Annotated in this window: 22 protein-coding genes; 10 read left to right on the forward strand and 12 right to left on the reverse strand. The window is 57.3% G+C overall.

Annotated elements, in window-relative coordinates:
* Positions 1-65 precede the first annotated feature (65 nt).
* The 8 genes from FHW04_RS08830 to pilM form a co-directional block, all read right to left on the reverse strand.
* A complete protein-coding gene (locus FHW04_RS08830) occupies positions 66-1,106 on the reverse strand; it encodes an SPOR domain-containing protein (protein WP_089562390.1) in 1,041 nt (346 codons plus the stop codon).
* Positions 1,107-1,178: 72 nt separating this feature from the next.
* Positions 1,179-2,267 carry a 3-dehydroquinate synthase gene (aroB, locus tag FHW04_RS08835; protein ID WP_089562391.1) on the reverse strand — a complete coding sequence of 363 codons (1,089 nt, stop codon included), beginning with the start codon at positions 2,265-2,267 and terminating at the stop codon, positions 1,179-1,181.
* 38 nt (positions 2,268-2,305) lie between these two features.
* Complete coding sequence (gene aroK / locus FHW04_RS08840) at positions 2,306-2,827, reverse strand: shikimate kinase AroK (RefSeq protein ID WP_003852989.1); 522 nt, start codon at positions 2,825-2,827, stop codon at positions 2,306-2,308.
* A gap of 363 nt (positions 2,828-3,190) precedes the next feature.
* Complete coding sequence (gene hofQ / locus FHW04_RS08845) at positions 3,191-4,462, reverse strand: DNA uptake porin HofQ (RefSeq protein ID WP_072051026.1); 1,272 nt, start codon at positions 4,460-4,462, stop codon at positions 3,191-3,193.
* Positions 4,401-4,784 (reverse strand): HofP DNA utilization family protein, encoded by a 384-nt coding sequence (locus tag FHW04_RS08850; protein WP_089562392.1) that lies wholly within the window; start codon positions 4,782-4,784, stop codon positions 4,401-4,403. The genes hofQ and FHW04_RS08850 overlap by 62 nt, the downstream gene beginning before the upstream one ends.
* On the reverse strand, positions 4,774-5,268 hold the full coding sequence (locus FHW04_RS08855) for a hypothetical protein (RefSeq protein ID WP_089562393.1): 495 nt from the start codon (positions 5,266-5,268) through the stop codon (positions 4,774-4,776). The genes FHW04_RS08850 and FHW04_RS08855 overlap by 11 nt, the downstream gene beginning before the upstream one ends.
* Positions 5,261-5,803, reverse strand: a complete 543-nt coding sequence (locus tag FHW04_RS08860; protein WP_089562394.1) for a PilN domain-containing protein — start codon at positions 5,801-5,803, stop codon at positions 5,261-5,263. The genes FHW04_RS08855 and FHW04_RS08860 overlap by 8 nt, the downstream gene beginning before the upstream one ends.
* Positions 5,803-6,609 (reverse strand): type IV pilus biogenesis protein PilM, encoded by an 807-nt coding sequence (gene pilM, locus FHW04_RS08865; RefSeq protein WP_089562395.1) that lies wholly within the window; start codon positions 6,607-6,609, stop codon positions 5,803-5,805. Before pilM ends, FHW04_RS08860 begins: the two co-directional genes overlap by 1 nt.
* A 117-nt stretch (positions 6,610-6,726) precedes the next feature.
* Here pilM and mrcA point away from each other — a divergent pair, with 117 nt between their 5' ends.
* A complete protein-coding gene (gene mrcA, locus FHW04_RS08870) occupies positions 6,727-9,270 on the forward strand; it encodes a peptidoglycan glycosyltransferase/peptidoglycan DD-transpeptidase MrcA (RefSeq protein ID WP_031375662.1) in 2,544 nt (847 codons plus the stop codon).
* Between the two features lie 77 nt (positions 9,271-9,347).
* Here the strand turns inward: mrcA and nudE are convergent, their stop codons facing one another.
* Positions 9,348-9,914: an ADP compounds hydrolase NudE gene (gene nudE, locus FHW04_RS08875; RefSeq protein WP_031375661.1), complete on the reverse strand. Its 567-nt coding sequence runs from the start codon at positions 9,912-9,914 to the stop codon at positions 9,348-9,350.
* A gap of 390 nt (positions 9,915-10,304) precedes the next feature.
* Here nudE and FHW04_RS08880 point away from each other — a divergent pair, with 390 nt between their 5' ends.
* From FHW04_RS08880 to pckA, 5 genes are all read left to right on the forward strand, one after another.
* The gene (locus FHW04_RS08880) at positions 10,305-12,440 is read left to right on the forward strand and encodes an intracellular growth attenuator family protein (RefSeq protein WP_089562396.1); all 2,136 of its coding nucleotides are present in this window, start codon (positions 10,305-10,307) and stop codon (positions 12,438-12,440) included.
* Positions 12,441-12,493: 53 nt separating this feature from the next.
* Positions 12,494-13,144 (forward strand): GMP/IMP nucleotidase, encoded by a 651-nt coding sequence (gene yrfG / locus FHW04_RS08885; RefSeq protein WP_089562397.1) that lies wholly within the window; start codon positions 12,494-12,496, stop codon positions 13,142-13,144.
* Positions 13,145-13,157: 13 nt separating this feature from the next.
* Positions 13,158-13,559, forward strand: a complete 402-nt coding sequence (gene hslR, locus FHW04_RS08890; RefSeq protein ID WP_031375658.1) for a ribosome-associated heat shock protein Hsp15 — start codon at positions 13,158-13,160, stop codon at positions 13,557-13,559.
* A gap of 50 nt (positions 13,560-13,609) precedes the next feature.
* The gene (gene hslO / locus FHW04_RS08895; protein ID WP_031375657.1) at positions 13,610-14,476 is read left to right on the forward strand and encodes an Hsp33 family molecular chaperone HslO; all 867 of its coding nucleotides are present in this window, start codon (positions 13,610-13,612) and stop codon (positions 14,474-14,476) included.
* A gap of 352 nt (positions 14,477-14,828) precedes the next feature.
* Positions 14,829-16,448 (forward strand): phosphoenolpyruvate carboxykinase (ATP), encoded by a 1,620-nt coding sequence (gene pckA / locus FHW04_RS08900; protein ID WP_069729417.1) that lies wholly within the window; start codon positions 14,829-14,831, stop codon positions 16,446-16,448.
* A 37-nt stretch (positions 16,449-16,485) separates the two neighbouring features.
* Here the strand turns inward: pckA and envZ are convergent, their stop codons facing one another.
* A complete protein-coding gene (gene envZ / locus FHW04_RS08905) occupies positions 16,486-17,853 on the reverse strand; it encodes a two-component system sensor histidine kinase EnvZ (protein WP_031375655.1) in 1,368 nt (455 codons plus the stop codon).
* Positions 17,850-18,569, reverse strand: coding sequence for a two-component system response regulator OmpR (gene ompR / locus FHW04_RS08910; protein ID WP_001157751.1), 720 nt, complete (start codon positions 18,567-18,569; stop codon positions 17,850-17,852). The genes envZ and ompR overlap by 4 nt, the downstream gene beginning before the upstream one ends.
* A gap of 535 nt (positions 18,570-19,104) precedes the next feature.
* Here ompR and yjbE point away from each other — a divergent pair.
* The 4 genes from yjbE to FHW04_RS08930 all read left to right on the forward strand — a co-directional run bounded on the left by yjbE (position 19,105) and on the right by FHW04_RS08930 (position 24,252).
* The gene (yjbE, locus tag FHW04_RS08915) at positions 19,105-19,347 is read left to right on the forward strand and encodes an exopolysaccharide production protein YjbE (protein WP_031375654.1); all 243 of its coding nucleotides are present in this window, start codon (positions 19,105-19,107) and stop codon (positions 19,345-19,347) included.
* A gap of 187 nt (positions 19,348-19,534) precedes the next feature.
* Entirely contained in the window at positions 19,535-20,011 is a 477-nt protein-coding gene (greB, locus tag FHW04_RS08920) for a transcription elongation factor GreB (protein ID WP_031375653.1), read from the forward strand.
* A gap of 100 nt (positions 20,012-20,111) precedes the next feature.
* Positions 20,112-22,439 (forward strand): Tex family protein, encoded by a 2,328-nt coding sequence (locus FHW04_RS08925; protein ID WP_069729418.1) that lies wholly within the window; start codon positions 20,112-20,114, stop codon positions 22,437-22,439.
* Between the two features lie 127 nt (positions 22,440-22,566).
* Positions 22,567-24,252 carry a sugar phosphorylase gene (locus FHW04_RS08930; protein WP_069729419.1) on the forward strand — a complete coding sequence of 562 codons (1,686 nt, stop codon included), beginning with the start codon at positions 22,567-22,569 and terminating at the stop codon, positions 24,250-24,252.
* Here FHW04_RS08930 and FHW04_RS08935 read toward each other — a convergent pair whose 3' ends face one another.
* On the reverse strand, positions 24,253-24,522 hold the full coding sequence (locus tag FHW04_RS08935) for a YdgH/BhsA/McbA-like domain containing protein (RefSeq protein ID WP_031375651.1): 270 nt from the start codon (positions 24,520-24,522) through the stop codon (positions 24,253-24,255).
* Between the last annotated feature and the right edge of the window lie 66 nt (positions 24,523-24,588).

Genomic DNA, 24,588 nt, shown 5'->3' on the forward strand with positions numbered 1-24,588 from the left:
GCTGTGGCTGGACCGACAGCAGATCTGCGCTTAAAACGGGGCCAGTAACGCTGGCCCCACATCAATTATTGACTGGCTTCTTTCTTAACCTGGCTAACCGGTTTAACCCACGGATTCTGTGCCCGGACTTCCGCTGGCAGCGATGCCACAGCGCGTTTGGCATCTGCCGGTGTTGCGTATGATCCACTCACCAGCACGTACCACGACTGACCGTTGCGGGTGGTTTTGTAGACGTGATACGCACTCAGATTCTGTTTTTTCGCCCAGGCATTCAGACTTTCCGCTTTGGACGCGCCGCTCAGTTGCAGCGTATAGCTGCCGCCTGGCAGTGATTTGCTGGCTGAACTGCTGCTGGCTGCGGCCGAACTGCTGGCCGCGGTATTGCCGGTAGGCGTGCGGGCTGGCGTCGTATGCGTCCGGCTGTCACTGGTAGTCGCAGGCTTCGAGGCAGTCTTGCGGCCGGCGTCGTGCGCAGGGCGCGTCGGCGACGTCGCTTTGTTCGGCGTCTGACGGCTGACCGGGGCGGTGACCGGGTTGGCTGCGGTTCCGGCATTGCCACTGACGGTGGCCGGCGCAGTTGGCAGCGAGCTACCATTTTGCGCGCCGGTCGCGGCACTGTCGACCTGCTGCTGCTGATTCGTCAGTGCGCTGTTGAGATCGCCAGGTAAAGTGACGCGCTGCTGATTGGCTGGCGTATCAACCGGGGCTGCCTGGGTTGGCGTTGAGGCCACCGGCGGCATCGAGACATCGCGCTGCGGGTTGCTGGCCGCATCACCACTGGCCGGCGCGCTATTTTCGGTCGCCGTCGGAGAGGTCTGCCCACCCGACATTGAAGAGGAGCCGGTCAGATCAATATTTTTCTCGCTGTTCGATCCACCGCCAGTGGCGGGCGCATTGCTGCCGGTCGCGGGCTTCTTATCATCCGGGCCATTCAGCGCCGAACCAATGCCCAGCACCAGTAACAACAGCACCAGAATCCCCACACCCATCATGATGCGCTGGCGTGAAACCGGTATTTTTGCTGCGGTAGACGCCTTACGTGGGCGCGAGGGACGACGGTCACTGGCGTCAGGTTTTAACTCGTCTTCCGGTTTGAACTCATCCATTATGCCTCCTCCGTAAAGCGGCATTCCGCACTGCGCACCCGGCGCGCCGCGTCACCACTTAACTGCTTAATATCAAGATTTCTGGCAATCGTTAATTGCAGCCAGCACCATATCATGCGCCACGCCGCCACGCACTTCAGAGCGGCCAATTGACAACGGAAGCACCAGCCGTAATTCACCCGCCAGTACTTTCTTGTCGCGCATCATATGAGGCAAGTACATCTCTGCGCTCATCTCCTGCGGACCGTGCACCGGTAAACCGGCACGCTGCAGCAGCGTGATGATACGTTCAGTCTGTTGCGGGCTGAACTGGCCCAGACGTTCAGCGGTACGCGCGGCCATCACCATGCCTGCAGCAATTGCTTCACCGTGCAGCCAGTTGCCGTAGCCCATCTGCGCTTCAATGGCATGACCAAAGGTATGGCCCAGATTGAGCAGTGCGCGCTGTCCGGTTTCCCGTTCATCGGCAGCCACCACGTCCGCTTTCAGTTCACAACAGCGACGAATGCAATAAGCCAGCGCCTGTTCATCCAGCGCCAGCAAGGCGTCAAGATTCTGCTCCAGCCACTGGAAAAACGCACCATCAAGAATGATGCCGTACTTAATTACTTCGGCCAGACCGGACGCCAGTTCACGTGCCGGCAGCGAGTGCAGACACGCGGTATCAATCACCACCGAGGCGGGCTGATAAAACGCGCCAATCATATTTTTGCCGAGCGGATGGTTTACGGCTGTTTTGCCGCCAACCGAAGAGTCAACCTGCGACAGTAAGGTGGTCGGCACCTGAATAAAGCGCACGCCACGCTGATAACTGGCCGCAGCAAAACCGGTAAGATCGCCAATAACGCCACCGCCCAGGGCGATCAGCGTCGTATCACGACCGTGCGGTTTTTTCAGTAAAGCGGTAAAGACCTGATCCATCACGGCCAGCGTTTTGTACTGCTCGCCGTCGGGTAAAATCACCTGATCCACTTTCACACCCGCCGCCGTCAGTAGCGCTGACAGTTTGTCGAGATAAAGCGGAGCCAGCGTCTGGTTAGTCACCACCATGGCGTTTTCGCCCGCGGTCAGCGGCCAAAAAGAAGCCGGATCGTTAAACAGTCCGGCGGCGATAGTGATGGGGTAACTGCGTTCCCCCAGTGAGACGGTGATCTTCTCCATGATGCTCGATACCTGTTAAAGAGCCTTCGAACGTTGGATCAACTTTTTTCCAACATGTGGATAATCTGGTTCGCCACCACTTTCGCACTTTGATCATCTGTGCGAATAGTCACATCGGCGATCTCTTCGTAAAGCGGGTTACGTTCGCCAGCCAGCGCTTCAAGCACTTCACGCGGCGGTGAATCCACCTGCAGCAACGGACGTTTTTTGTCACGTTGAGTGCGCGCCAGTTGCTTTTCGATGGTGGTCTCAAGATAAACCACGACGCCGCGGGCGGAGAGACGATTACGCGTTTCCCGGGATTTGACGGAGCCACCGCCTGTTGCCAGGACGATGCCTTGCTTTTCAGTCAGTTCGTTAATGATTTTTTCTTCGCGATCGCGAAAGCCAGCTTCGCCTTCGACGTCAAAAACCCAGCCCACATCCGCTCCGGTGCGTCGCTCAATTTCCTGATCGGAATCGAAGAACTCCATGTTGAGTTGCTGAGCCAACTGACGACCAATAGTGCTTTTGCCGGCACCCATCGGCCCAACCAGAAAGATATTGCGTTTCTCTGCCATTTTGTCGGTATTACTAAGAATTCGTTAATGATACCCCGCGTTCAGCATTTGCTGGCGGGACAGGAACTGAGACCTCATGAGCGTTAGCAAGAGTCAGACGAAAAATTATCTCAACACTCAAGGCTGTTTGGCAACCGATTATATTGCCTGCAGCTGATCCATTTCTGAATTGGCCTGTGGTTCGCGAAACTGTAACGCGCCAGCGCTGCGTCTTTACAACGCTGCTCACAGAGGAATTTTCTGATCTGTTTGCTGGGATTTACCCAACATAGACGGTTACACCGTATTGAAAATCGCTAAACCTTGTAAGCTAATTCCTGCCCTGCGTCAATTCGGATGGCCCTCTGGGACGCATTTTCCGTTTTATCCAGCCGTAAGCGCTGCTTCCCTGACCAATCGCGGCGTGATGAAGATCACCAGCTCCCGTTTTTTACGCTGCTCAGATTGCTGACGAAACAGCCCGCCGATCAGCGGCAGGTTGCCCAGTAACGGCACCCGATTTTCGCCCCGGGTTCGCTGCTGCTGAAATATACCGCCCAGCGCCAGCGTCTGCCCATCCCTGACCGTGACCTGAGTTTCAATCTCCTGTTTATCAATCGAGAGCACCTCGCTATCGCCGGTCCGGATGCTGCGGCCAGGCATGTTCTGGCTGATGTGAATGTTGAGCTGGATACGGCCATTGCCGGAAATGCTGGGCGTGACTTCCATGCCCAGTACTGCTTCTTTAAATTCAATACTGGTGGCGCCGCTGTTGCCCGCCGACACTTCATACGGAATTTCCGTGCCCTGCTTAATCGAGGCCGTTTGCTGATGCGAGGTAAATAGACGCGGACTGGCGATAATTTCGATCTGGTTCTCCTGTTCCAGCGCGCTTAACTCCAGATCCAGCAGCTGGCCGCCGATACGCGCCAGCGCCATCCCGACACTCACGCCGGGCGAACTTAGCGCCAGTGGAATCGCCAGCCGCGGATGATGAAGCACATTCGTGACCGCCGCGTCGCCAGCCTGTAATCCCCAGTTCACGCCGAGTTCCTGTAAATGCTCTTCACTGATGGTCACGATATGCGCCGCCAGTTCAATCTGCTCCAGCGGCAGATCCAGCGCCTTTAGCCAGCGCTCCGTTTGCTGCAACGCCGCCGCCGTATCACGCAGTAACAGCGTGTTGGTGCGTTTATCGACCGTGACGCTGCCGCGCGCGGTCATCAGTGACTGGCGCTCACTCAGCAGGCTGCGGTGTACCTCGCTGGCGCTGGCATAATGCAGCAGCACCGCGCGCTGTTGCAGCGGCATCTGTTGCAACCGCTCTTTCTGCTGTTCATCCCGAGCTTGCCGTTGCGCCTGCTGCCAGCTTTCCGGATAGACCAGCAGTACATTTTCGTGCTCAACCAGCGTCAGCTTTGCCATCCGGGCCACCAGATCCAGTGCCTGCTGCCACGGCAGATCATCCAGCCGCAGCGACAACGATCCCTCAACCTCGGGTGCAATAATCAGGTTGATCTGCTGGTAGTCTGCCAGGGCCTGCAAAATGCGCTCAACCGGCGCATTATCAAATGCCAGGCTGAGACGCTGATCGTCAGCGGCGCGGGCCGGCGACAGGCAACTGACTGCCAGCAATAACGTCAGAAGAGTTCTCATGCGGGCTTCCTTTTAAATAAAATGAATGACGTTGTGCACTGCAGCTGTTTTTGATGGCTAAGGTCAGGCTGCGCCGGTCAATGGCAATGAGCTGCCACGGCGTCAGTGCAAAAGGTTGCCCGGCCCGTATCGTCCTCACCTGCCCCTGCGGCGTCAGCAGCCAGCCGTGAAAACGTGATCCGCGACCAACGATCCCCTGCAGACGCCAGCCGGTCAGCGGTTCTGCCGCTGGCAGGCAGGCGGCCCCGGCAAGCGGCTGAAACGGATCGCGGGCCAGCGCGCTGCTGCAGCACAGCACCAGAATCAGCAGGCTACGGCGCATCGTCAGGCTCCAGCCAGAGTTGTGCCACCAGATGCTCTGGCTGTGCCAGCAGCAGGAAATGCGCCGGAAACGGGGCCGCTGCCTGAAAAAGTTCAGTAAACAGCGGCTGGAATTCCTGCCATTGCAGATGCAGCGTCAGAGTGCGTGGCTGGGTATCGGGCTGCCACTGCTCCAGCTGGTCGCGTCGTGAAGTGAGGAGGATTTCTATCGCCTGTCCTGAGGCTCCTGATGCAGAACGCACTGCGGGTGATATCAACTGAGCCTGCAGCAGCGCATTCGGCGGATTCTGACGCCATTGCTGCTGGCGCAGCTGCAGCGTCGTGGTCAGCGGCTTCAGGCGCTGCTGTTCAGCTGTCAGCGCCCTGAGTTCCGGCCGCAGCCACACCAGCCAGCTCAGCATCAGTAAACCGGCGGCCGCAGCTGCCAGCGCGCCGTAGCGTGCCATTGCCTTTAGCTGCCACCAGCCCGTCCACCACTCACTCATCGCCAACCGCCTGAAGCTGTGCCCGCAGAGTAAAATGATATCCCCCGCCAGGCTGACGCTGAACGCGGCCCTGCGCTATCCGGTTGAACAGCGGCAGCGCCGCCAGCCGTTGACGAAATTGCCGTATCGCCTGCATATCCTGCGCCTGGCCTTCCAGCGTGAACTGGCTGTCGCGTTTCTCCAGCCGCTTCAGCCAGGCGGTCCCGGGCAGCAACACGGGTAAATCCAGCCAGAACTGCTGCCAGGCTGCCCGCTGCATCGCCTGTTGTTGCTGTTTATGGCGCAGCGCTTGCTGTAACGCGAGCTGTTCCATCAGCGCTTGTTGCCGGGCTAAACGCGCAAGTAAATCGTCCAGCGCCAGCTGCACCGTGGCGGTTTCCACTGCAGCCCGCTGCTGCAGTGCCTTTATCCGCCACAACGGCAGAATCACCACCAGCATCAGACTGACGGCGACCAGCAGCAGCACCGTCAGGCTTTGCCGTTGCTGCTGCAAATCGCGTCGCTGCCGCCAGGGCAGCAGATTGACCGCCACCATCAGCAATCCTTAATCCGCAGCGCCAGACCGGCCGCCAGCGCGAATGCACCCGGATTGGCGGGCAACGGCGGCTGCTTATACTGGAACAGATCGAAGGGTGAGAACGGTGTCACGACTGCAGGCCAGGTGACGGACTGCGAGGCACAGGCCAGTATCTGCGAGGCCTGCGGAAATGCCTGCTGTTGCAACGCCTCAACCGAAGCCGCGTCGCCCGCATCCGCAGCGGTTTGCCCATCGCTCCACAACCAGCGCTCATCCTGCTGCAACACCAGCACGCTGCCGGCGCGTAAGCGGGCCTGTTGAGCCAGCCGTTTCAGCGCCTCAGTGGTCAGTTCAAACACCTGTGGCGTTAATCCAGCCTGCAGCAGCGGTGCTGCCCACTGGTCGATCACCTCCAGCCGGGCGGCGGTAACACAGAGCTGTCCGCCCGCAGCATCCTGTCGGTAATCCAGCGCCAGCGCAGTGGGCTCCAGCGGGAAAAGACGCCGTGCCGCCGCCTGCACATAGTGCCCCAGAGCCGGCTCGTGCAGCGGCTGTGCCGGGAGCGGTAGCTGGCGCTGTAATACCAGCTGAACCGGCAAACCGACGCGCAGCGAATAGCGCCGTGGCAGGCGCTGTCGCCAGGCGGTTAAGGCCGCCAGTAATTCAGGCGAAGATTGCAGCACGCCGTTTCTTAACGTATCTTGCGGCAGCCGCTGCTGCCACCAGTGGCGTAGCTGCCAGCCATCACGTTGAGGCTGGAGGGCCAGGGCACAAATCTGCCTATTCTGAATATCCAGCCCAATTTGCCAGGTATGAAAAGCCATGCGCGCGATCTCCTTATCGTCCGGGGAAAATGGACATATCAAAGCGTCTGGCTTGCCTTTATACTACCGCGCGGTTGTTTATAAACTGCTCAAACGACAACAGATGGGAAATTCCAGGTGAAGTTCGTAAAGTATTTATTGATCCTTGCAGTGTGTTGCATGTTGTTGGGAGCAGGCTCGATTTATGGTTTGTACAAATACATAGAGCCACAGTTGCCCGATGTGAACACGCTGAAAGATGTGCGTCTGCAAACGCCGATGCAGGTTTACAGCGCTGAGGGCGATTTGATCGCGCAGTACGGTGAAATGCGCCGTATTCCTTTAAAGCTGCAGCAAGTCCCGCCTGAGATGGTGAAAGCGTTTATTGCGACTGAAGATAGCCGTTTTTATGAGCATCATGGCGTCGATCCGGTCGGCATCTTCCGTGCCGCCAGCATTGCGCTGGTGTCGGGCCACGCCTCACAGGGCGCCAGTACCATTACTCAACAGTTAGCGCGTAACTTCTTCCTGAGTCCGGAACGCACGCTGATGCGTAAAATAAAGGAAGCGTTTCTGGCGATTCGTATTGAGCAGCTGCTGAATAAAGATGAAATTCTTGAGCTCTACCTCAATAAAATTTACCTCGGCTATCGCGCCTACGGCGTCGGTGCTGCCTCGCAGGTCTATTTTGGTAAGCCGGTCGATCAGCTGTCGCTGAGTGAAATGGCGATGATTGCCGGTCTGCCGAAAGCGCCTTCGACGTTCAACCCGCTTTACTCGCACAGCCGCGCCTTATCACGTCGCAACGTGGTGCTGGCGCGCATGCTGGATCAGCATTACATCACCCAGCAGCAGTACGACGAGGCGCGTAATACGCCACTGGTGGCGAAGTATCATGGTCCGGAAATCGCCTTCTCCGCCCCTTATCTCAGCGAGATGGTGCGTCAGGAGATGGTGAAACGGTACGGTGAAAATGCCTATACCGACGGTTACAAGGTTTACACCACGGTGACCCGTCGCCTGCAGCAGGCGGCGCAGACCTCGGTGCGCAATAACGTGATGGCTTACGACATGCGTCATGGCTATCGCGGCCCGACCAGCGTGCTATGGAAAGTTGGCGAACCGGCGTGGGATCAGGCGCGGATCGAGAAAGCTCTGAAGACGCTGCCGGTCTACGGCCCGCTTCAGCCGGCGGTCGTCACCGAAGCACGGAGCGATGAGGCGACCGTGATGATGAAAGATGGCAGCAATGTCTCGCTGACCTTAGCGGGCGTTCGCTGGGCCCGTCCTTATAAGTCTGACACCGTGCAGGGCCCAACGCCGAAAAGCGTCAGCCAGGTATTACAGCCCGGCCAGCAGATCTGGGTGCGCAAGGTCGACGATGCATGGTGGCTGGGTCAGGTTCCGGATGTGAACTCCGCACTGGTCTCACTCGATCCGAACGACGGCGCAGTGCGTGCGCTGGTCGGCGGGTTCGATTTCAACCAGAGCATGTTTAACCGTGCGACTCAGGCGCTGCGTCAGGTGGGTTCGAACATCAAACCTTTCCTGTATACCGCCGCGATGGATCGTGGCCTGACGCTGGCTTCGATTCTTAATGACGTGCCGATTTCACGCTGGGATGCCGGTGCCGGTGCTGACTGGCGGCCGAAAAACTCCCCGCCAACCTATGATGGCCCGATTCGTCTGCGTCAGGGCTTAGGCCAGTCGAAGAACGTGGTGATGGTACGTGCGATGCGGGCAATGGGCGTCGATTATGCCGCAGAGTATCTGCAGCGTTTCGGCTTCCCGGCGCAAAACATCGTGCATACCGAGTCGCTGGCGCTGGGTGCGGCCTCGTTTACGCCGTTACAGGTGGTTCGCGGCTACTCAGTGATGGCTAACGGCGGATTCCTGGTCGACCCTTACTTCATCACCCGCATCGAGAATGAACAGGGCGGCGTAGTGTTTGAAGAGAAACCGAAAATTGCCTGTCCGCAGTGCAATCTGCCGGTGATCTACGGCGATACCAAAAAAGCGCTGGCACTGAACGAAGAGAGCGTTGAAAACGTGGCGGCATCCGATAAAAACCAGAATCAGGCGGTGCCACAGCCCGAACTGGAGCAGGTGCCCACCCCGCCTGAGCAGGGCAACTATGCGCCGCACGTGATCAACACGCCGCTGACCTTCCTGATCAAGAGCGCGCTGAACTCGAATATCTTCGGCGAGCCAGGCTGGATGGGTACCGGCTGGCGCGCCGGTCGTGATCTCAAGCGTAATGACATCGGCGGTAAAACCGGTACCACCAACAGCTCGAAAGATGCCTGGTTCTCCGGTTACGGTCCGGGCGTGGTGACCTCAGTGTGGATTGGCTTTGACGATGCCCGCCGCAATCTGGGCCGCAGCACGCTGTCAGGCGCGATCCCCGATCAGATTTCAGGCTATGAAGGCGGTGCGAAGAGCGCGCAGCCAGCATGGGATGAATTTATGAAGAGTGCGCTGGATGGCGTGCCGGTGCAGCCGTTAACGCCGCCAGAAGGCATTGTCACGGTGACCATCGATCGCAGTACCGGCAAGCTGGCGAACGGCGGTGGCAACACCCGTCAGGAATACTTCATCGAAGGGACTCAGCCAACCGAATATTCGGTACATGATGTCGGCACCACCATTATGGATAATGGCCAGAGCCACGAACTGTTCTGATGTGCAACGCAGATCACAAAAGGCCGACAGATGTCGGCCTTTTTTTATGCAGAACGTTTTTACTCAGTAGGTCTGACTCAGTAACCCAGACGCCCCTGCTTCACCAGCCATTCGCGCGCCATAAACAGTGCACTGACGTTACGCGCCTCACGGAAATCAGGCTCCTGTAACAGTGACAACATGTCGCTCAGCGGCCAGCGATGCACGATCAGCGGTTCTGGTTCATCCCCTTCCAGCTTTTCGGCATACAGCCCTTCAGCAATCACGATGTTCATTTTGCTGGAAAAGTAGGAGGGTGCCATCGTCAGCTTGCCCAGCGGGGTCAGCTGACCTGCGCCAAAGCCCACTTCTTCTTTAAGTTCGCGGTCGGCAGCCTGATTAACTGACTCACCGGCATCGATCAGCCCTTTGGGAAAGCCCAGTTCATAGCTTTCCAGCCCCACGGCATATTCCTGAATCAGAATAAGATGGTCATCAATGATCGGCACAATCATGACCGCCTCACGTTCTGAGGGTTTCATCCGCTCATAAACGCGCCGCGCACCATTGCTAAAGGCCAGATCGACCGCTTCGATGGTAAACAATCGTGAACGCGCCACGGCTGTTACATTGAGGATGTCAGGTTTTTTTAACGGGTTTTTCATATCAGCCTCAAACTTTACTGCGCCGGCTCTCAGGAACGAATTAGCATACCTAACCGCAGACAATTGTGCGACAGTCAGACCATGAGGTTGTCGTTACGCCGTTTACGGTTAGCCACTACCCCCTTGTGGTTATCAGTATGAAAAAATTTGCATTAGTCAATACACCCCGATCAGTTTCAGATAATACCGATATTTAATTCAGTCTGAGACGGTTACCATTCGGGCAAGGCAGGGTTTAACAAATGCTAATTTAATGATTTTCAGTACTATTTTTTTGTATGCTTGACTCGTCAGAGTTGTTTAACCCCCCATAATTTGTCTTAAATAATGGGCGTATCCGGGAGCGTAAGTTTAAAGTGAAGACAGCATTTTGGCTGAGTTGAGCAGAGTATGAGCACAATCTTTACGATATTGGCCATAGTGCTAACCTGTTCAATTCTGGCAGGCATTGGGTTTTGGTACGCTATGCGGCATCGTCCGCCGTTGGCGAAACCACTGCCATTTATCAGTCCGCCCTGCCGCAAACTGTCTGATCAGGAGCGTAAGGCGGTCGATAAGTATGTCGCTGCGCTGGAAAAGCAGCCGCGCACTACCGTTACAACGGGCAAACGCGCCGCGCCTGAACGTCTGACCCTGACCGCACAAAGTAATAACGTCTATCCGGTCACCCGTGCGATTACCCGCTACGGCCTGTCGACCGACGATCCCCATAAATGGCGCTACTACCTCGATGAAGTCGAAGTTCATCTGCCGCCGCTGTGGGAGCAGTACATCACCGATGAAAACTACGTTGAACTGATCCGAACCCAATCGATCCCGCTGGTAATCTCCCTAAACGGTCATTCGCTGGTCGATTACGCTGTTGATCAACAAACCCTGCCGACGCTGATGCGTCCGGTCTCAACCAATGCGTCGATCCGCAAAGCGGAAACCGAGAGCGTTGAGCTGCTTAAGGTGCGTAAAGAGACGCCGGAAGAGTATCGTCTGTCGCGTCCGGATGGCACCCGTGAAGCGGTCATTATCTCGCTCGCCCTGTTGTTATTCTTCTTCAGCCTGCTGGTGCCGGCCACCCTGATGATCTGGCTGGTGCTGGCTGGCGCAGCGATGATCGCCGCCAGCCTGTGGCTGCTCTATCGGGTTCCTGGTGAACGCGGCCTGCGTGATATTCACTGTCTGCGCGGCGCGCCGAAGCGCTGGGGCCTGTTCAGCGAGTCTAATCAGGAACAGAGCAACATCACGCTGGGGATTATCGACCTCGCCTATCCGCCGCACTGGCAACCTTATGTGGCGCACGATCTCGGTCAGGTTACCGATGTGGAAATCTACCTGAACCGTCAGGTGGTGCGTCAGGGCCGGTTCCTTTCGCTGCAGGATGAAGTGAAAAACTTTCCCATCCAGCGCTGGCGTAAAAACGTGGTGCTGGCCTGTGGTTCGCTGGCGGTGCTGGCCCTGCTGGTGACCTGGATCCCGCTCAGCATGCCGATCAAACTCAGCCTGGCCTGGGCTAAAGGCACCGACAGTCTGGAAGTGAGCAGCGTTGATAAGCTCAGCAGCGTGCCGCTGAATATCGGTGATAGCCTCAAGGTCACCGGCACCGGCATGTGTTCGGTGCCTGACAATTATCAGAGCAACCGTAATTACGCCTTTATGCCGTTCGACTGCTCGGCGGTCTACTGGAATAACGCGACGCCTCTGCCGCAGCCGCAGTCGGACATCATCGACAAGGCCGCCGCCCTGCTGGAGACCACGACACGGCAGCTGCACCCGGAAACCAACACCGATCCGAAACTGAACCCGCAGCTGGCCTCCGCGATTCAGAAATCCGGCATGATCCTGCTGGATGACTTCTCCGATCTGGTGATGAAGACGCAGGATTTGTGTAATCAGCCGCAGGATTGCGTGCGGTTAAAGAACGCACTGGTCAATTTAGGCAACGCGAAAGACTGGGAAGCGCTGGTGCGCCGGGCCGACTCGGGTCAGCTGAACGGTATGAATGTGCTGCTGCGTCCGGTCAGTGCCGAGGCGCTGGAAAACCTGGTGAATACCGCCACCTCGACCTTCTTCTTTCGTGAAACCCGGCGCGCGGCGGAAAACCTTAACAGCCCACCGCCAGGCGGTTTCCTGATTGTCAGCGATGAGGGTCGCCAGCTGGTGAATCAGCCTCAGCCGAGCGTTTCCCTGTTTGACCTCGATCCGCCGTCTCAGTGGCGCGAGCTGCAGCGTATGTCCACTATGCTGCTGCACACGCCGTTCAGCGCCAGCGGCATTATCACCAGCCTGTCGACCGATGCCAACGGCACCCGCCACATCGCGCTGCATAATGAGCCGGATGCGATGGCGCAGTGGCGTTATCTCGGCACCGCCCTGCTGCTGCTGGTGCTGGTTACCTGCGCAGTGATCAACGGTCTGCTGGCGCTGCGCCGCATGCACCGTAATCGTCAGCGGATGACCGATATCCAGCACTATTACGACAAGTGCTTCAACCATAACCTCGGCACTTTGCAGGGTGTGCGCTCGTTATTCTGAGCCCTGCCCTTCTGTGCTACCCTGTCGCCCGGTTTTTTACAGGGTGAGACACCATGATCGTCGACTGGTCTGAGATTGATACCGTACTGCTGGATATGGACGGCACGCTGCTGGATTTGTCGTTTGACCGTCACTTCTGGCTGGAGCATGTGCCTGCCATCCTCAGCCAGCAACGCGGCATCACGCCGGATGAGGCGGAACAGATCATCGCGGAAAAGTATCAGGCCGTAGCTCATACGCTAAACTGGTATTGTCTGGATTACTGGGCGCAGGCACTGGCGCTGGATATCCGCACCATGACCTGGGAACTGCGCAGCCGCGTGGCGCTTCGTGCCGATACGCTGCCGTTTCTGCAGGCACTGCGACGCGCAGGCAAGCGCACCATTCTGCTCACCAATGCGCATCCTTACAATCTGGACGTCAAACTGGCGCAGACAGGTTTAGCGCCACACCTTGATTTATTACTTTCTACCCATACCTTTGGGTATCCGAAAGAAGACCAACGTTTATGGCAGGCGGTACAACAGCACACCGGCTATTGCGCACGGCGTACGCTGTTTATCGATGACAGCGAAGTGATTCTGGATGCGGCGAAGTTAGCCGGCATCGGCTGGTGCTTAGGCGTAAGTAATCCCGATTCGGGCCGTCCTGAGCAAATCTTCGAGCGTCACGTCGCGGTGAGCGATTACCAGACGCTGATCTGAGTCAGGAGCAGCAATGAAAGAGAAAAGCAGCGAAGGCGTGCGCCTCGATAAGTGGCTGTGGGCAGCCCGCTTTTATAAAACCCGTGCGCTGGCGCGCGAGATGATTGAAGGCGGCAAGGTGCATTACAACGGTCAGCGCAGCAAACCCGGCAAGCTGGTGGAGCTGAATGCAGAGCTGACACTCCGCCAGGGCAACGATGAACGGACGGTGGTGGTGGTGGAAATCAGTAATCAACGCCGCCCGGCCAGTGAAGCCCAGCAGCTCTATCGGGAAACGGATGCCAGCATCGAAAAACGCGAGAAAGTGGCGCAGGCGCGCAAGATGAATGCCCTGACGATGCCACATCCCGATCGGCGACCTGATAAGAAAGAGCGTCGCGATTTGATGAAGTTTAAATTATCGGGCGATGAGTAGCGCCGTCTTAACTGACGCGTCACCGCCCCGCCCCAACGAGAGAAAAAAATATGTCAGTCCAGGATCAACTGCACCGTTATCTGTTTGAAAATGCCGCGGTACGTGGCGAGCTGGTGAACGTCTCTAACACCTGGCGCGAAACCGTGAAGAACCACGACTATCCGGCCGCGGTGAATACCCTGCTGGGTGAGATGCTGGTGGCAACCAGCCTGCTGACCGCCACGCTGAAGTTTGACGGCGAAATCACCGTGCAGCTGCAGGGTGACGGTCCGTTGTCGCTGGCGGTAATTAACGGCAACAACAATCAGGAGCTGCGCGGCGTGGCGCGGATTAAAGGCGACATTCCGGCCGACAGCACGCTGAAAAGCATGGTCGGCAACGGCTATCTGGTGATCACCATCTCTCCGGAGAAAGGTGAACGCTATCAGGGCGTGGTCGGGCTGGAAGGCGAGACGCTGGCCGAATGCCTGGAAGATTACTTCATGCGCTCAGAGCAGCTGCCGACGCGGCTGTTTATCCGCACCAGCGAGAAAGGCGCAGCCGGTATCCTGCTGCAGGTTATGCCAGCGCAGGAGACGGAGAAAGAAGCGTTCGACCATCTGGCAACGCTGACCGAAACCATCAAAACCGACGAGCTGATCGATCTGCCGGCCAATGAGGTACTGTGGCGTCTCTACCATCAGGAAGAAGCGACCCTCTACGATCCGCAGCCGGTGATCTACAAATGCACCTGCTCGCGTGAGCGCTGTGGCGAAGTCCTGAAAACGCTGCCGCAGGAAGAGGTCGATGAGATCATCGCGGAAGATGGCAAAATCGACATGCACTGTGATTACTGCGGCTCAAACTACGTGTTTGATGCTGTCGATATTGCCGGCATCCGTAGCCATTCGCTGGAAAACAACGACCGTCTGCACTGATTTATCGGGCGGCTTTAGCCGCCCTTTCCCGCCCCGCTCCGCCTATCCCCATAATTTTCTTGAGAAATTATCTTTTTTTACTTTCATAACATCTTCAAAACGTTCGAAACATAGTCTTAACGCGCCCTGAGTCGCATTTTTAGATCACCAGACTTTTTCCCGAAACGCAGAGGAGTAAACTGCGCGCGATCGTGCAGCCGCCCATAATCCAGAGGCAGATGCCTGAACCGGCCTGCTTTTCGGATGCGGCAAGCTGGCGACGGGCTGTTAACCCTCAATGAAGGGTGCCGGGCGGCACGATCCCAACCTATCTCTGCTTTGCAGAACAGACACCGATTTAAGGAGCAGTAAAATGCGCGTTAACGGCCTGACCTCGCAAGACCTTGCCGCTTTGGGCATCGTGGATACCACGGAAGTGGTCTACAACCCTGATTACGACACGCTGTTTCAGGAAGAGACACGCCCGGACCTCGATGGTTTTGCACGTGGCACCCTGACGCAGAGCGGCGCGATTGCCGTGGATACCGGGATTTTTACCGGGCGATCGCCAAAGGATAAGTACATTGTGCGTGACGACACCACGCGCGATACCCTGTGGTGGAACGATCAGGGCACCGGCAAAAACGATAATCAGCCGCTGTCGCAGGAGACCTGGAACGCGCTGAAAGCGTGCGTTACCCGGCAGCTTTCCGGCAAGCGCCTGTTTGTGGTGGATGCCTTCTGCGGGGCCAATGCCGACTCCCGCCTGAGCGTACGCTTCGTCACCGAGGTGGCCTGGCAGGCGCACTTCGTGAAAAACATGTTTATCCAGCCGGATGAGGCGGAGCTGGCCAGCTTTACCCCCGACTTCGTGGTGATGAACGGCGCGAAATGCACCAACCCGGACTGGCAGGCGCAGGGGCTGCATTCAGAGAATTTCGTTGCCTTCAACCTGACCGAGCGGATGCAGTTGATCGGCGGAACCTGGTACGGCGGCGAGATGAAAAAAGGGCTGTTCGCGGTGATGAACTACCTGCTGCCGCTGAAAGGCATTGCTTCTATGCACTGTTCCGCCAACGTCGGCAAAGCGGGCGACGTTGCGGTGTTCTTTGGCCTGTCCGGCACCGGCAAAACCACGCTCTCCACCGATCCACAGCGTCAGCTGATTGGCGATGATGAGCACGGCTGGGATGACGACGGGGTGTTTAACTTCGAGGGTGGCTGCTACGCCAAAACCATCAACCTCTCTGAGCAGGCCGAGCCGGAGATCTACCATGCGATTCGCCGCAATGCGCTGCTGGAGAATGTGGTGGTGCGCGAAGATGGCAGCGTCGATTACGCCGACGGCAGTAAAACCGAAAATACCCGCGTCTCTTACCCGATCGACCATATCGACAACATCGTGCGGCCGGTCTCCAAAGCGGGCCACGCGAAGAAGGTGATCTTCCTGACCGCCGATGCCTTTGGCGTGCTGCCACCGGTCTCCCGCCTGACCCCTGAGCAGACTCAGTATCATTTCCTGTCGGGCTTTACCGCCAAGCTGGCCGGTACCGAGCGCGGTGTGACTGAGCCGACGCCGACCTTCTCTGCCTGCTTCGGCGCGGCGTTCCTGACGCTGCATCCGACGCAGTACGCCGAAGTGCTGGTGAAGCGGATGGAAGCGGCCGGGGCGCAGGCTTATCTGGTTAACACCGGCTGGAACGGCAGCGGCAAACGTATCTCTCTGAAGAACACCCGCGCCATCATCAACGCGATTCTGGCCGGTGAACTGGATGATGCACCGACAGAAACGCTGCCGATTTTTAATCTGCAGATGCCGGTGAGTCTGGGTGAGCTGAATGCCGATACGCTCGATCCGCGTCGCAGCTGGGAAAGCGAGGAGCAGTGGACCGCAGCAGCCGAGGGTCTGGCGCAGCGGTTTATTGATAACTTCGCCAAATATACCGATAACGAAGCCGGTGCGGCGCTGGTCAAAGCCGGTCCGCAACGCTAAAAAAAACCGGCGCGGCACCCTGCCCGCGCCGGTTTTTTTAGCCTGAAACGCTGTTGCTGCTGTTGTTGTGGCTCAGCGCCAGAGTTTCAACTAACGGCAGCCAGGCACGGATCCGTAACCCGCCGCGTTCACTCTCACCAATCTCCAGCGATCCCTGATGCGCATCGATAATACGCTGCACAATCGCCAGCCCCAGCCCGGTACCGCTGGTGCTGCGGGCGCTATCACCGCGCACAAACGGCTGGAACAGATGCGCCAGCTGATCCGGCTTGATGCCCGGACCATCATCTTCCACCTGAAACCAGGCGCGATGCAGTTCCCGTCCGCTACTGACCTTGATCCAGCCATTACCGTACCGCGCCGCGTTAACCACCAGATTCGCCAGCGCGCGTTTGATCGACAGCGGATTGATATCCAGCATCAGCTCTTCCGGCATCACCGCATTTTCAATCTCACGTTCATATCCGCTCTCAGCGGCCACCACCTCGCCCAGCACGCTGTTGAGATCGGCGCGCTCGGTCTGCATCTCCTGACCGGTACGCAGATAGTCGATGAACTGCTCGATGATGGCGTTGCACTCTTCGATATCTTTATTAATCGACTCTGCCAGATAGCCATCCTGCTCGCTCATCATCTCGGTGGCGAGACGGATGCGGGTCAGCGGAGTACGCAAATCATGGCTGACGCCCGCCATCAGCAGGGTGCGATCGTCGGCCAGTTGCTTCACGCCTGCCGCCATCTGGTTAAAGGCACGGGTGACCGAACGCACCTCCGAGGCACCATATTCGCGCAGCGGCGGCGGAATAATGCCGCGTCCGACCTGCAAGGCGGCATGCTCCAGATCGACCAGCGGTCGGTTCTGAATGCGAATAAACAGCCAGGCGCCGCCGATCGCCAGCAGCATAATCGCCAGGGTGTAGCGGAACAGCGGCGAAAAATCGCCCTGATGGATTTCGGTCAGCGGCACCCGCACCCAGATGTCAGGTGACAACCAGGTTTTCAGCCACACTACCGGGGAGTTCTTATTAACCTCAACCCGCACGTCGGTAGGACCGCCAAGCTGCTGGCCCATCTGCTCGCTCAGGAATTCATAGTGCTGCGCCCATCGCAATCCGCTCTCTTCTGCTGCTGCATTGGTATAGAGCGAGATCCCCAGTTCGCGGTAGATTTCCCGGCGAAACGCCGGTGGCACTTCCAGCTGCGTGCCATCTTCCAGCTGCAACCGGTCGGTCATCAGCATACGCACTTCGTAGGCCAGCACCTTATTGAACTGTTGCAGACTGGGAAGAATGGCGAAGTTCAGCACCACCAGGTAGGTCGTTACCAGGCTGACAAACAGCAGGGTAACGATCAACAGCAAGGTGCGGGCAAACGAACTGCGTGGCGAGAAGCGCAGTCGCCTCATGCTTTACTGCCGTCCGGTACAAAGACGTAGCCCAGGCCCCAGACGGTCTGGATATAACGCGGATGCGCCGGGTCCTCTTCCACCATACGACGCAGGCGGGAGATCTGTACGTCGATCGAGCGTTCCATGGCGCTGTATTCGCGGCCACGTGCCAGGTTCATCAGCTTATCGCGCGACAGCGGCTCACGTGGATGGCTGACCAGCGCTTTCAGCACCGCGAACTCGCCGCTGGTGAGTGGCATTGGCTCATCTTCGCGGAACATCTCACGGGTACCGAGGTTGAGCTTGAACTTACCAAAGGCGATGACCGCCTCTTCCTGTGAAGGCGCGCCCGGCAGTTCATTGGCCTGACGACGCAGCACCGCCCGGATACGGGCCAGCAGTTCACGCGGGTTAAACGGTTTCGGGATGTAGTCATCCGCGCCGATTTCCAGCCCGACGATGCGATCCACTTCTTCGCCCTTGGCGGTCACCATAATGATTGGCATCGGGTTGCTCTGGCTGCGCAGACGGCGACAGATCGACAGGCCATCTTCGCCAGGTAACATCAGGTCGAGCACCATCAGATGAAAAGATTCACGGGTTAACAAACGGTCCATCTGCTCGGCGTTAGCAACACTGCGCACCTGAAAGCCCTGCTCGGTGAGATAGCGTTCAAGCAGTGCACGCAGACGCATATCATCATCGACGACCAGAATTTTGTAGTTCTCTTGCATTTTCAACTCCCAAAGGCGCTATTGCCTGAGCCAACATTGTTAAAAAAAGATGCCTTATAGTGACAGTCATTAATGGTTTATATTCTAGCCGAAATTGTTACAAAGCATATTAAACAGCAGCTTATATTTAATTTAACCGCATCAGCACCGGGATATAACCGCTTTTCAGCCTGAATAACAGAATTACGGCAATTCCGAAATATCGCTCTGATTTCTCTTCATCGCTGGCGTCAGAAACGCGCCAGTTTTTATTCAGCCAGCAAATTCAGCAGGTTAACAGAGAATTTGACTTAAACATCAGCCATCATTGTTGATTAGCTCTAGATAATCTACAGCATTGCCGCTTTCGCAGCATAAAATTCCAGCAAACCGTTTATTCCCGCCAGACTTCTCTCGGATTATTTTGACCGACGCCTTTAGCAAGGCCAGTTAAAAATAAAGTTCATTAAATCAATCAGTAAAGCCAACTTTTCGCCCCGGAAAATTTCAACCAGACTGCTCTGGCATCAATTGACGTCTCAACGGGGATAACACAATGAAAAAAACAATTTTACTGCTGAGCGCGCTGGCATTTGGCAGCGTCAGCCCAACTTACGCAGCTATCGCTACAGGTGAAGCGGCGGGCGCTCAGGCGACCACCACTGCACAAGGGAACTCTAATGCCATCGGCGTCGGCGCGGTTGCCGCCCTGCTCGGTGTCGCACTGGCTACCGCCGGTGGCGGCGGTGACGGACACGGCAGCACCTCGACGACCACGGCGACCCACGCCGGAAAATAATTTTTACCCTCTGCTTTATTGGCTTCAGTCACTATCGGCTTCAGAACACGTTTTTGCAGCCACCCTTTTCGCCGCCGGGGAAGTCAACGTGGGTTTTTAGACTTTAAAAACCCGTTCCCCGACTCTTTTTTGCCACGCCCCCTTTGCCTTACACTGACGCTCTTTGATTCTTTCTGGCCAATGCAGCATGAAAACCCGACTGATTACCCGCGAAGGCTTCGATAAGCTGAAAGCAGAACTCGACTACCTGTGGCGTGAAGAGCGACCGGAAGTGACCAAAAAAGTCACCTGGGCTGCCAGCCTCGGCGATCGCAGTGAAAACGCCGATTATCAGTACAACAAAAAGCGCCTGCGTGAAATTGATCGTCGCGTACGTTACCTGACCAAAAGTCTGGAACAGTTGCGCATCGTAGACTATTCGCCGCAGCAGGATGGCAAAGTGTTCTTTGGTGCCTGGGTCGAAATTGAAAACGATGACGGTGACGTTAAGCGCTTTCGCATTGTGGGTTATGATGAGATTTTCGGCCGCAAAGATTACATCTCCATTGACTCGCCGATGGCACGCGCGTTGCTGAAAAAAGAGGTTGGTGATGCCGCTACCGTCGAGACGCCAGCCGGTCCGGCGCTGTGGTATGTCAATGAAATCCGCTATCAGGAAGGGTGATTCAGAATATCGCTGAAAGCCGGCCGCATCTCTGGCAATTTCAACCATCAATCCGTATAACTGTCCGCTATTTCTCAACCCGGAAAGCAAGACAGTCCTGATGATGAAAGTTCTGAGCCAGATAATTGCCAGTGAGCTACAGGCGCGGGCAGAGCAAGTTGATGCCGCCGTTCGCCTGTTAGATGAAGGGAATACCGTGCCGTTTATCGCACGTTATCGTAAAGAGGTCACCGGTGGGCTGGATGATACCCAACTGCGCCAGCTGGAAACCCGCCTCAGCTATCTGCGTGAACTTGAAGAGCGCCGTCAGTCGATTCTGAAGTCGATTGACGAGCAAGGTAAACTCACCGACGACCTTGCTCGCGCCATCAATACCACCCTCAGCAAGACCGAGCTTGAAGATCTCTACCTGCCCTATAAACCGAAACGCCGCACCCGTGGTCAGATCGCGATTGAAGCCGGTCTGGAACCGCTGGCCGACACCTTATGGCAGGATCCGTCCCACTCGCCTGAACAGCTGGCTGAACGCTACGTCGACGCCGATAAAGGCGTGGCTGACGTGCGCGCCGCGCTGGATGGCGCCCGCTATATCCTGATGGAGCGTTTCGCCGAAGACGCCGCCCTGCTGGCGAAAGTGCGTAACTACCTGTGGAAGAATGCCCATCTGGTTTCGCGCGTGGTGGAAGGTAAAGAAGAAGCGGGTGCCAAGTTCCGCGACTATTTTGATCACCATGAAGCGCTGAGCAGCGTGCCGTCACACCGTGCGCTGGCGATGCTGCGTGGCCGTAATGAAGGCGTACTGCAGCTGTCGCTCAACGCCGATCCGCAGTTCGATGAAGCACCACGTGAAAGCCATGGCGAAACGCTGATTGCCGAGCACCTTAACCTGCGTCTGAATAACGCCCCGGCGGACAGCTGGCGTAAAGCGGTGGTGAGCTGGACCTGGCGCATCAAGGTGATGCTGCATCTGGAAACCGAGCTGATGGGCACGGTACGCGAGCGTGCTGAAGATGAAGCGATCAACGTTTTCGCCCGCAACCTGCACGATCTGCTGATGGCGGCACCGGCTGGCATGCGCGCCACCATGGGCCTCGATCCGGGTCTGCGTACCGGTGTCAAAGTGGCGGTAGTGGATGCGACCGGCAAACTGGTGGCGACCGATACCGTTTATCCACACACCGGCCAGACGGCGAAAGCGGCCGCTGCCGTGGCCGCGCTCTGCATCAAACATCAGGTTGAGCTGGTGGCGATTGGCAACGGTACCGCGTCGCGCGAAACCGAGCGTTTCTTCCTCGATCTGCAACAGCAGTTCCCGCAGGTCACGGCGCAGAAAGTGATTGTCAGCGAAGCCGGCGCCTCGGTGTACTCGGCGTCTGAACTGGCGGCGCTGGAGTTCCCGGATCTTGATGTTTCGCTGCGCGGCGCAGTCTCCATTGCGCGGCGTCTGCAGGATCCGCTGGCGGAGCTGGTGAAGATCGACCCGAAATCGATCGGTGTCGGCCAGTACCAGCATGACGTCAGTCAGAGTCAGCTGGCGAAGAAACTGGATGCGGTGGTGGAAGACTGTGTGAACGCCGTCGGTGTGGATCTGAATACCGCGTCGGTGCCCCTGCTGACCCGCGTTGCCGGTCTGACGCGAATGATGGCGCAGAATATTGTCGGCTGGCGTGATGAGAACGGCCGGTTCCAGAATCGCCAGCAGCTGCTGAAAGTCAGCCGTCTGGGCCCGAAAGCCTTTGAACAGTGTGCCGGCTTCCTGCGCATCAATCATGGCGACAACCCGCTTGATGCCTCGACCGTCCACCCGGAAGCCTATCCGGTGGTGGAGCGGATTCTGGCCGCCACCGAACAGGCGCTGAGCGACCTGATGGGCAACCCTGGTAGCCTGCGTAATCTGCGCGCCCACGATTTCACCGATGAGCGTTTCGGTTTACCGACCGTAACTGACATCATGAAAGAGCTGGAGAAGCCGGGCCGCGACCCGCGTCCTGAATTCAAAACCGCGCAGTTTGCTGAAGGCGTCGAAACGCTGAATGACCTGACGCCGGGCATGATTCTGGAAGGTGCGGTAACCAACGTCACCAACTTCGGCGCATTCGTCGATATCGGAGTGCATCAGGATGGTCTGGTACACATCTCGTCACTCTCCGACCGCTTCGTCGACGATCCTCACCAGGTGGTGAAGGCGGGCGATATCGTCAAAGTGAAGGTGATGGAAGTCGACCTGCCGCGCAAGCGAATTGCCCTGACGATGCGTCTGGATGAGCAGCCCGGTGAAGGCAACGCCCGTGGTGGAGCGAAAAACGCCGCGCCGCGCGACGACAAACGGCCCGCCGGTGGCAAAGGACGTCCTCGTCCGGCCAGCCAGCCAGCCGGTAACAGCGCGATGGGCGATGCGCTGGCCGCCGCATTCGGTAAGAAACGCTAGCTTTTTCAGGGGGGCGCAGCTTGCCCCCCTTTCAATCTCACTCCCTCAGTGGAAAATCCCTGCCATAGCGCTACGCTAGAAAGACGCCTGTCATAAAAACAACACCTGCTGTGGCACCCAACTCACGATGGAAACGATCACCGATCTAATCGATAAGATTTATGCTGGCACTTTTCCCGCGGCAATGCGTACTCAGCTGCTGGCGGATATTGCGCAAGCGCGCGATGTCATCAAGCTGCCGCGTAAAGCGCACTGGGATGAGCAGGACGTGGTGCTGATCAGCTACGCCGATCAGTTTCGCGAAGCCGATAAGCCGACGCTCAGCACCTTTTCCCGTTTCTATCAGCAGCACCTGCAATCTATTTTCCCGCTGGTGCACCTGCTGCCGTTCTTCCCCTGGTCGTCTGACGATGGCTTCTCGGTGATTGATTATCATCAGGTCGATCCGCTGTGTGGCGACTGGCAGGATGTGGCGCGGCTGCATCAGGAAACCCGGCTGATGTTTGATTTTGTCTGTAACCATATGTCGTCGCACAGCGCGTGGTTCAGACACTTTCTGGCGCAGGACCCGGGCTGGGATGACTTCTTTATCAGCATGCCGCCCGCCACCGATCTCAGCGCGGTAACCCGCCCGCGCACTTCACCGCTGCTGACGCCGTTTCAGATGGCCGATGGCGAGACCCGCTTTATCTGGACCACTTTTAGCGCCGATCAGATTGACCTCAACTTCGCCAATCCGATGGTGCTGCTGCGCATGGTCAACGTACTGCTCGACTACCTGAAGCGCGGGGCGGATTATGTGCGGCTGGATGCGGTGGGCTACATGTGGAAAACGCCCGGCACCCGCTGCATTCATCTGGAAAAGACCCATCAGCTGGTGAAACTGTTCCGCGCCATCGCCGATATTGTCGCGCCGGGCACGGTGATTATCACCGAGACCAATGTGCCGCATCAGGACAACATCAGCTATCTGGGCAACGGCCATGATGAGGCGCAGATGGTCTACCAGTTTTCACTGCCACCGCTGGTGCTGCACGGCATCCACACCGGCTCGGCGCGCGCACTGCGGCAGTGGGCCAGCAGCCTCGATCTCAGCAGTAATGACACCACCTTCTTCAACTTCCTGGCGTCGCACGACGGTATCGGGCTGAATCCGGCGCGCGGCATTCTGAGCGAGGTGGAGATTGTGGCGCTGGTGCGCGATCTGGCGCTGGAGGGCGCGCTGGTCTCCTATAAAAACAACCCGGACGGCAGCACCAGCCCGTATGAAATCAACGTCACCTACCTGGATGCGTTAAACCGCGAAACCGATGATGACGCGACCCGCCTGCAGCGATTTTTACTGGCGCATGCCATTTTGCTGGCCTTCCCCGGCGTGCCGGCTATCTACATCCAGAGCATTCTCGGCTCACGCAACCACTATGATGGCGTGCGGGCGGCAGGACATAACCGGGCAATTAATCGTCAGAAGTACCCTTTAAAAGAGATTGAGGCAGCGCTGGCAGGAGGTGACTGGCTGCGCCAGCAAATCTATACCCATCTGGGTAAGCTGATTCAGCTGCGTCGTCGTCAGCCGGCGTTTCATCCCGATAACCCGATGACGCTCTACGACAGCGAAAATGCGCTGCTGGTGATGCGGCGGCATCAGCCAGAAAGCGGTGACGGACTGCTGTGCGTGTTTAATCTCGGCGGGCGTCCGGTTGAGACCCGGTTGCCGGTGGCGCATACCTTGCAGGATGTGGTGAGTGGCAGGAAGGTTGATGGCACCCAGCCGGTGAGGCTGGATGCCTGGCAGTTTATGTGGTTACGCTAATTATTTATAGACGTCAGCCGTGGCGCTGAATTTACCGTGCTCACGGCCCGCGATGACCAGGTAATATTTGCCCCCTTTCTCATCAGCAAGCTGCGACAGCACTTTTTTCGCATCCATTGGCGAGGTGGTTTCCGCCGTGGTATTGACCGTACCAATCTTCTGCAGGTTCATCTTCTTAACTTCTTCTTTGGTGACCTCTTTCGCCGCCATCGCAGAAAATGAAATCGCGCCCATCATCATTGAAGCCACAACCCATTTAAAAACCTTCATTATGTTTACCCTCATTCATGGTCCATTGTGAGATGTAAGCAGCCGCGAAACGCGTAAGGCTATATG

The organism is Pantoea sp. AN62, from assembly GCF_050432985.1.
Classification (GTDB): domain Bacteria; phylum Pseudomonadota; class Gammaproteobacteria; order Enterobacterales; family Enterobacteriaceae; genus Pantoea; species Pantoea brenneri.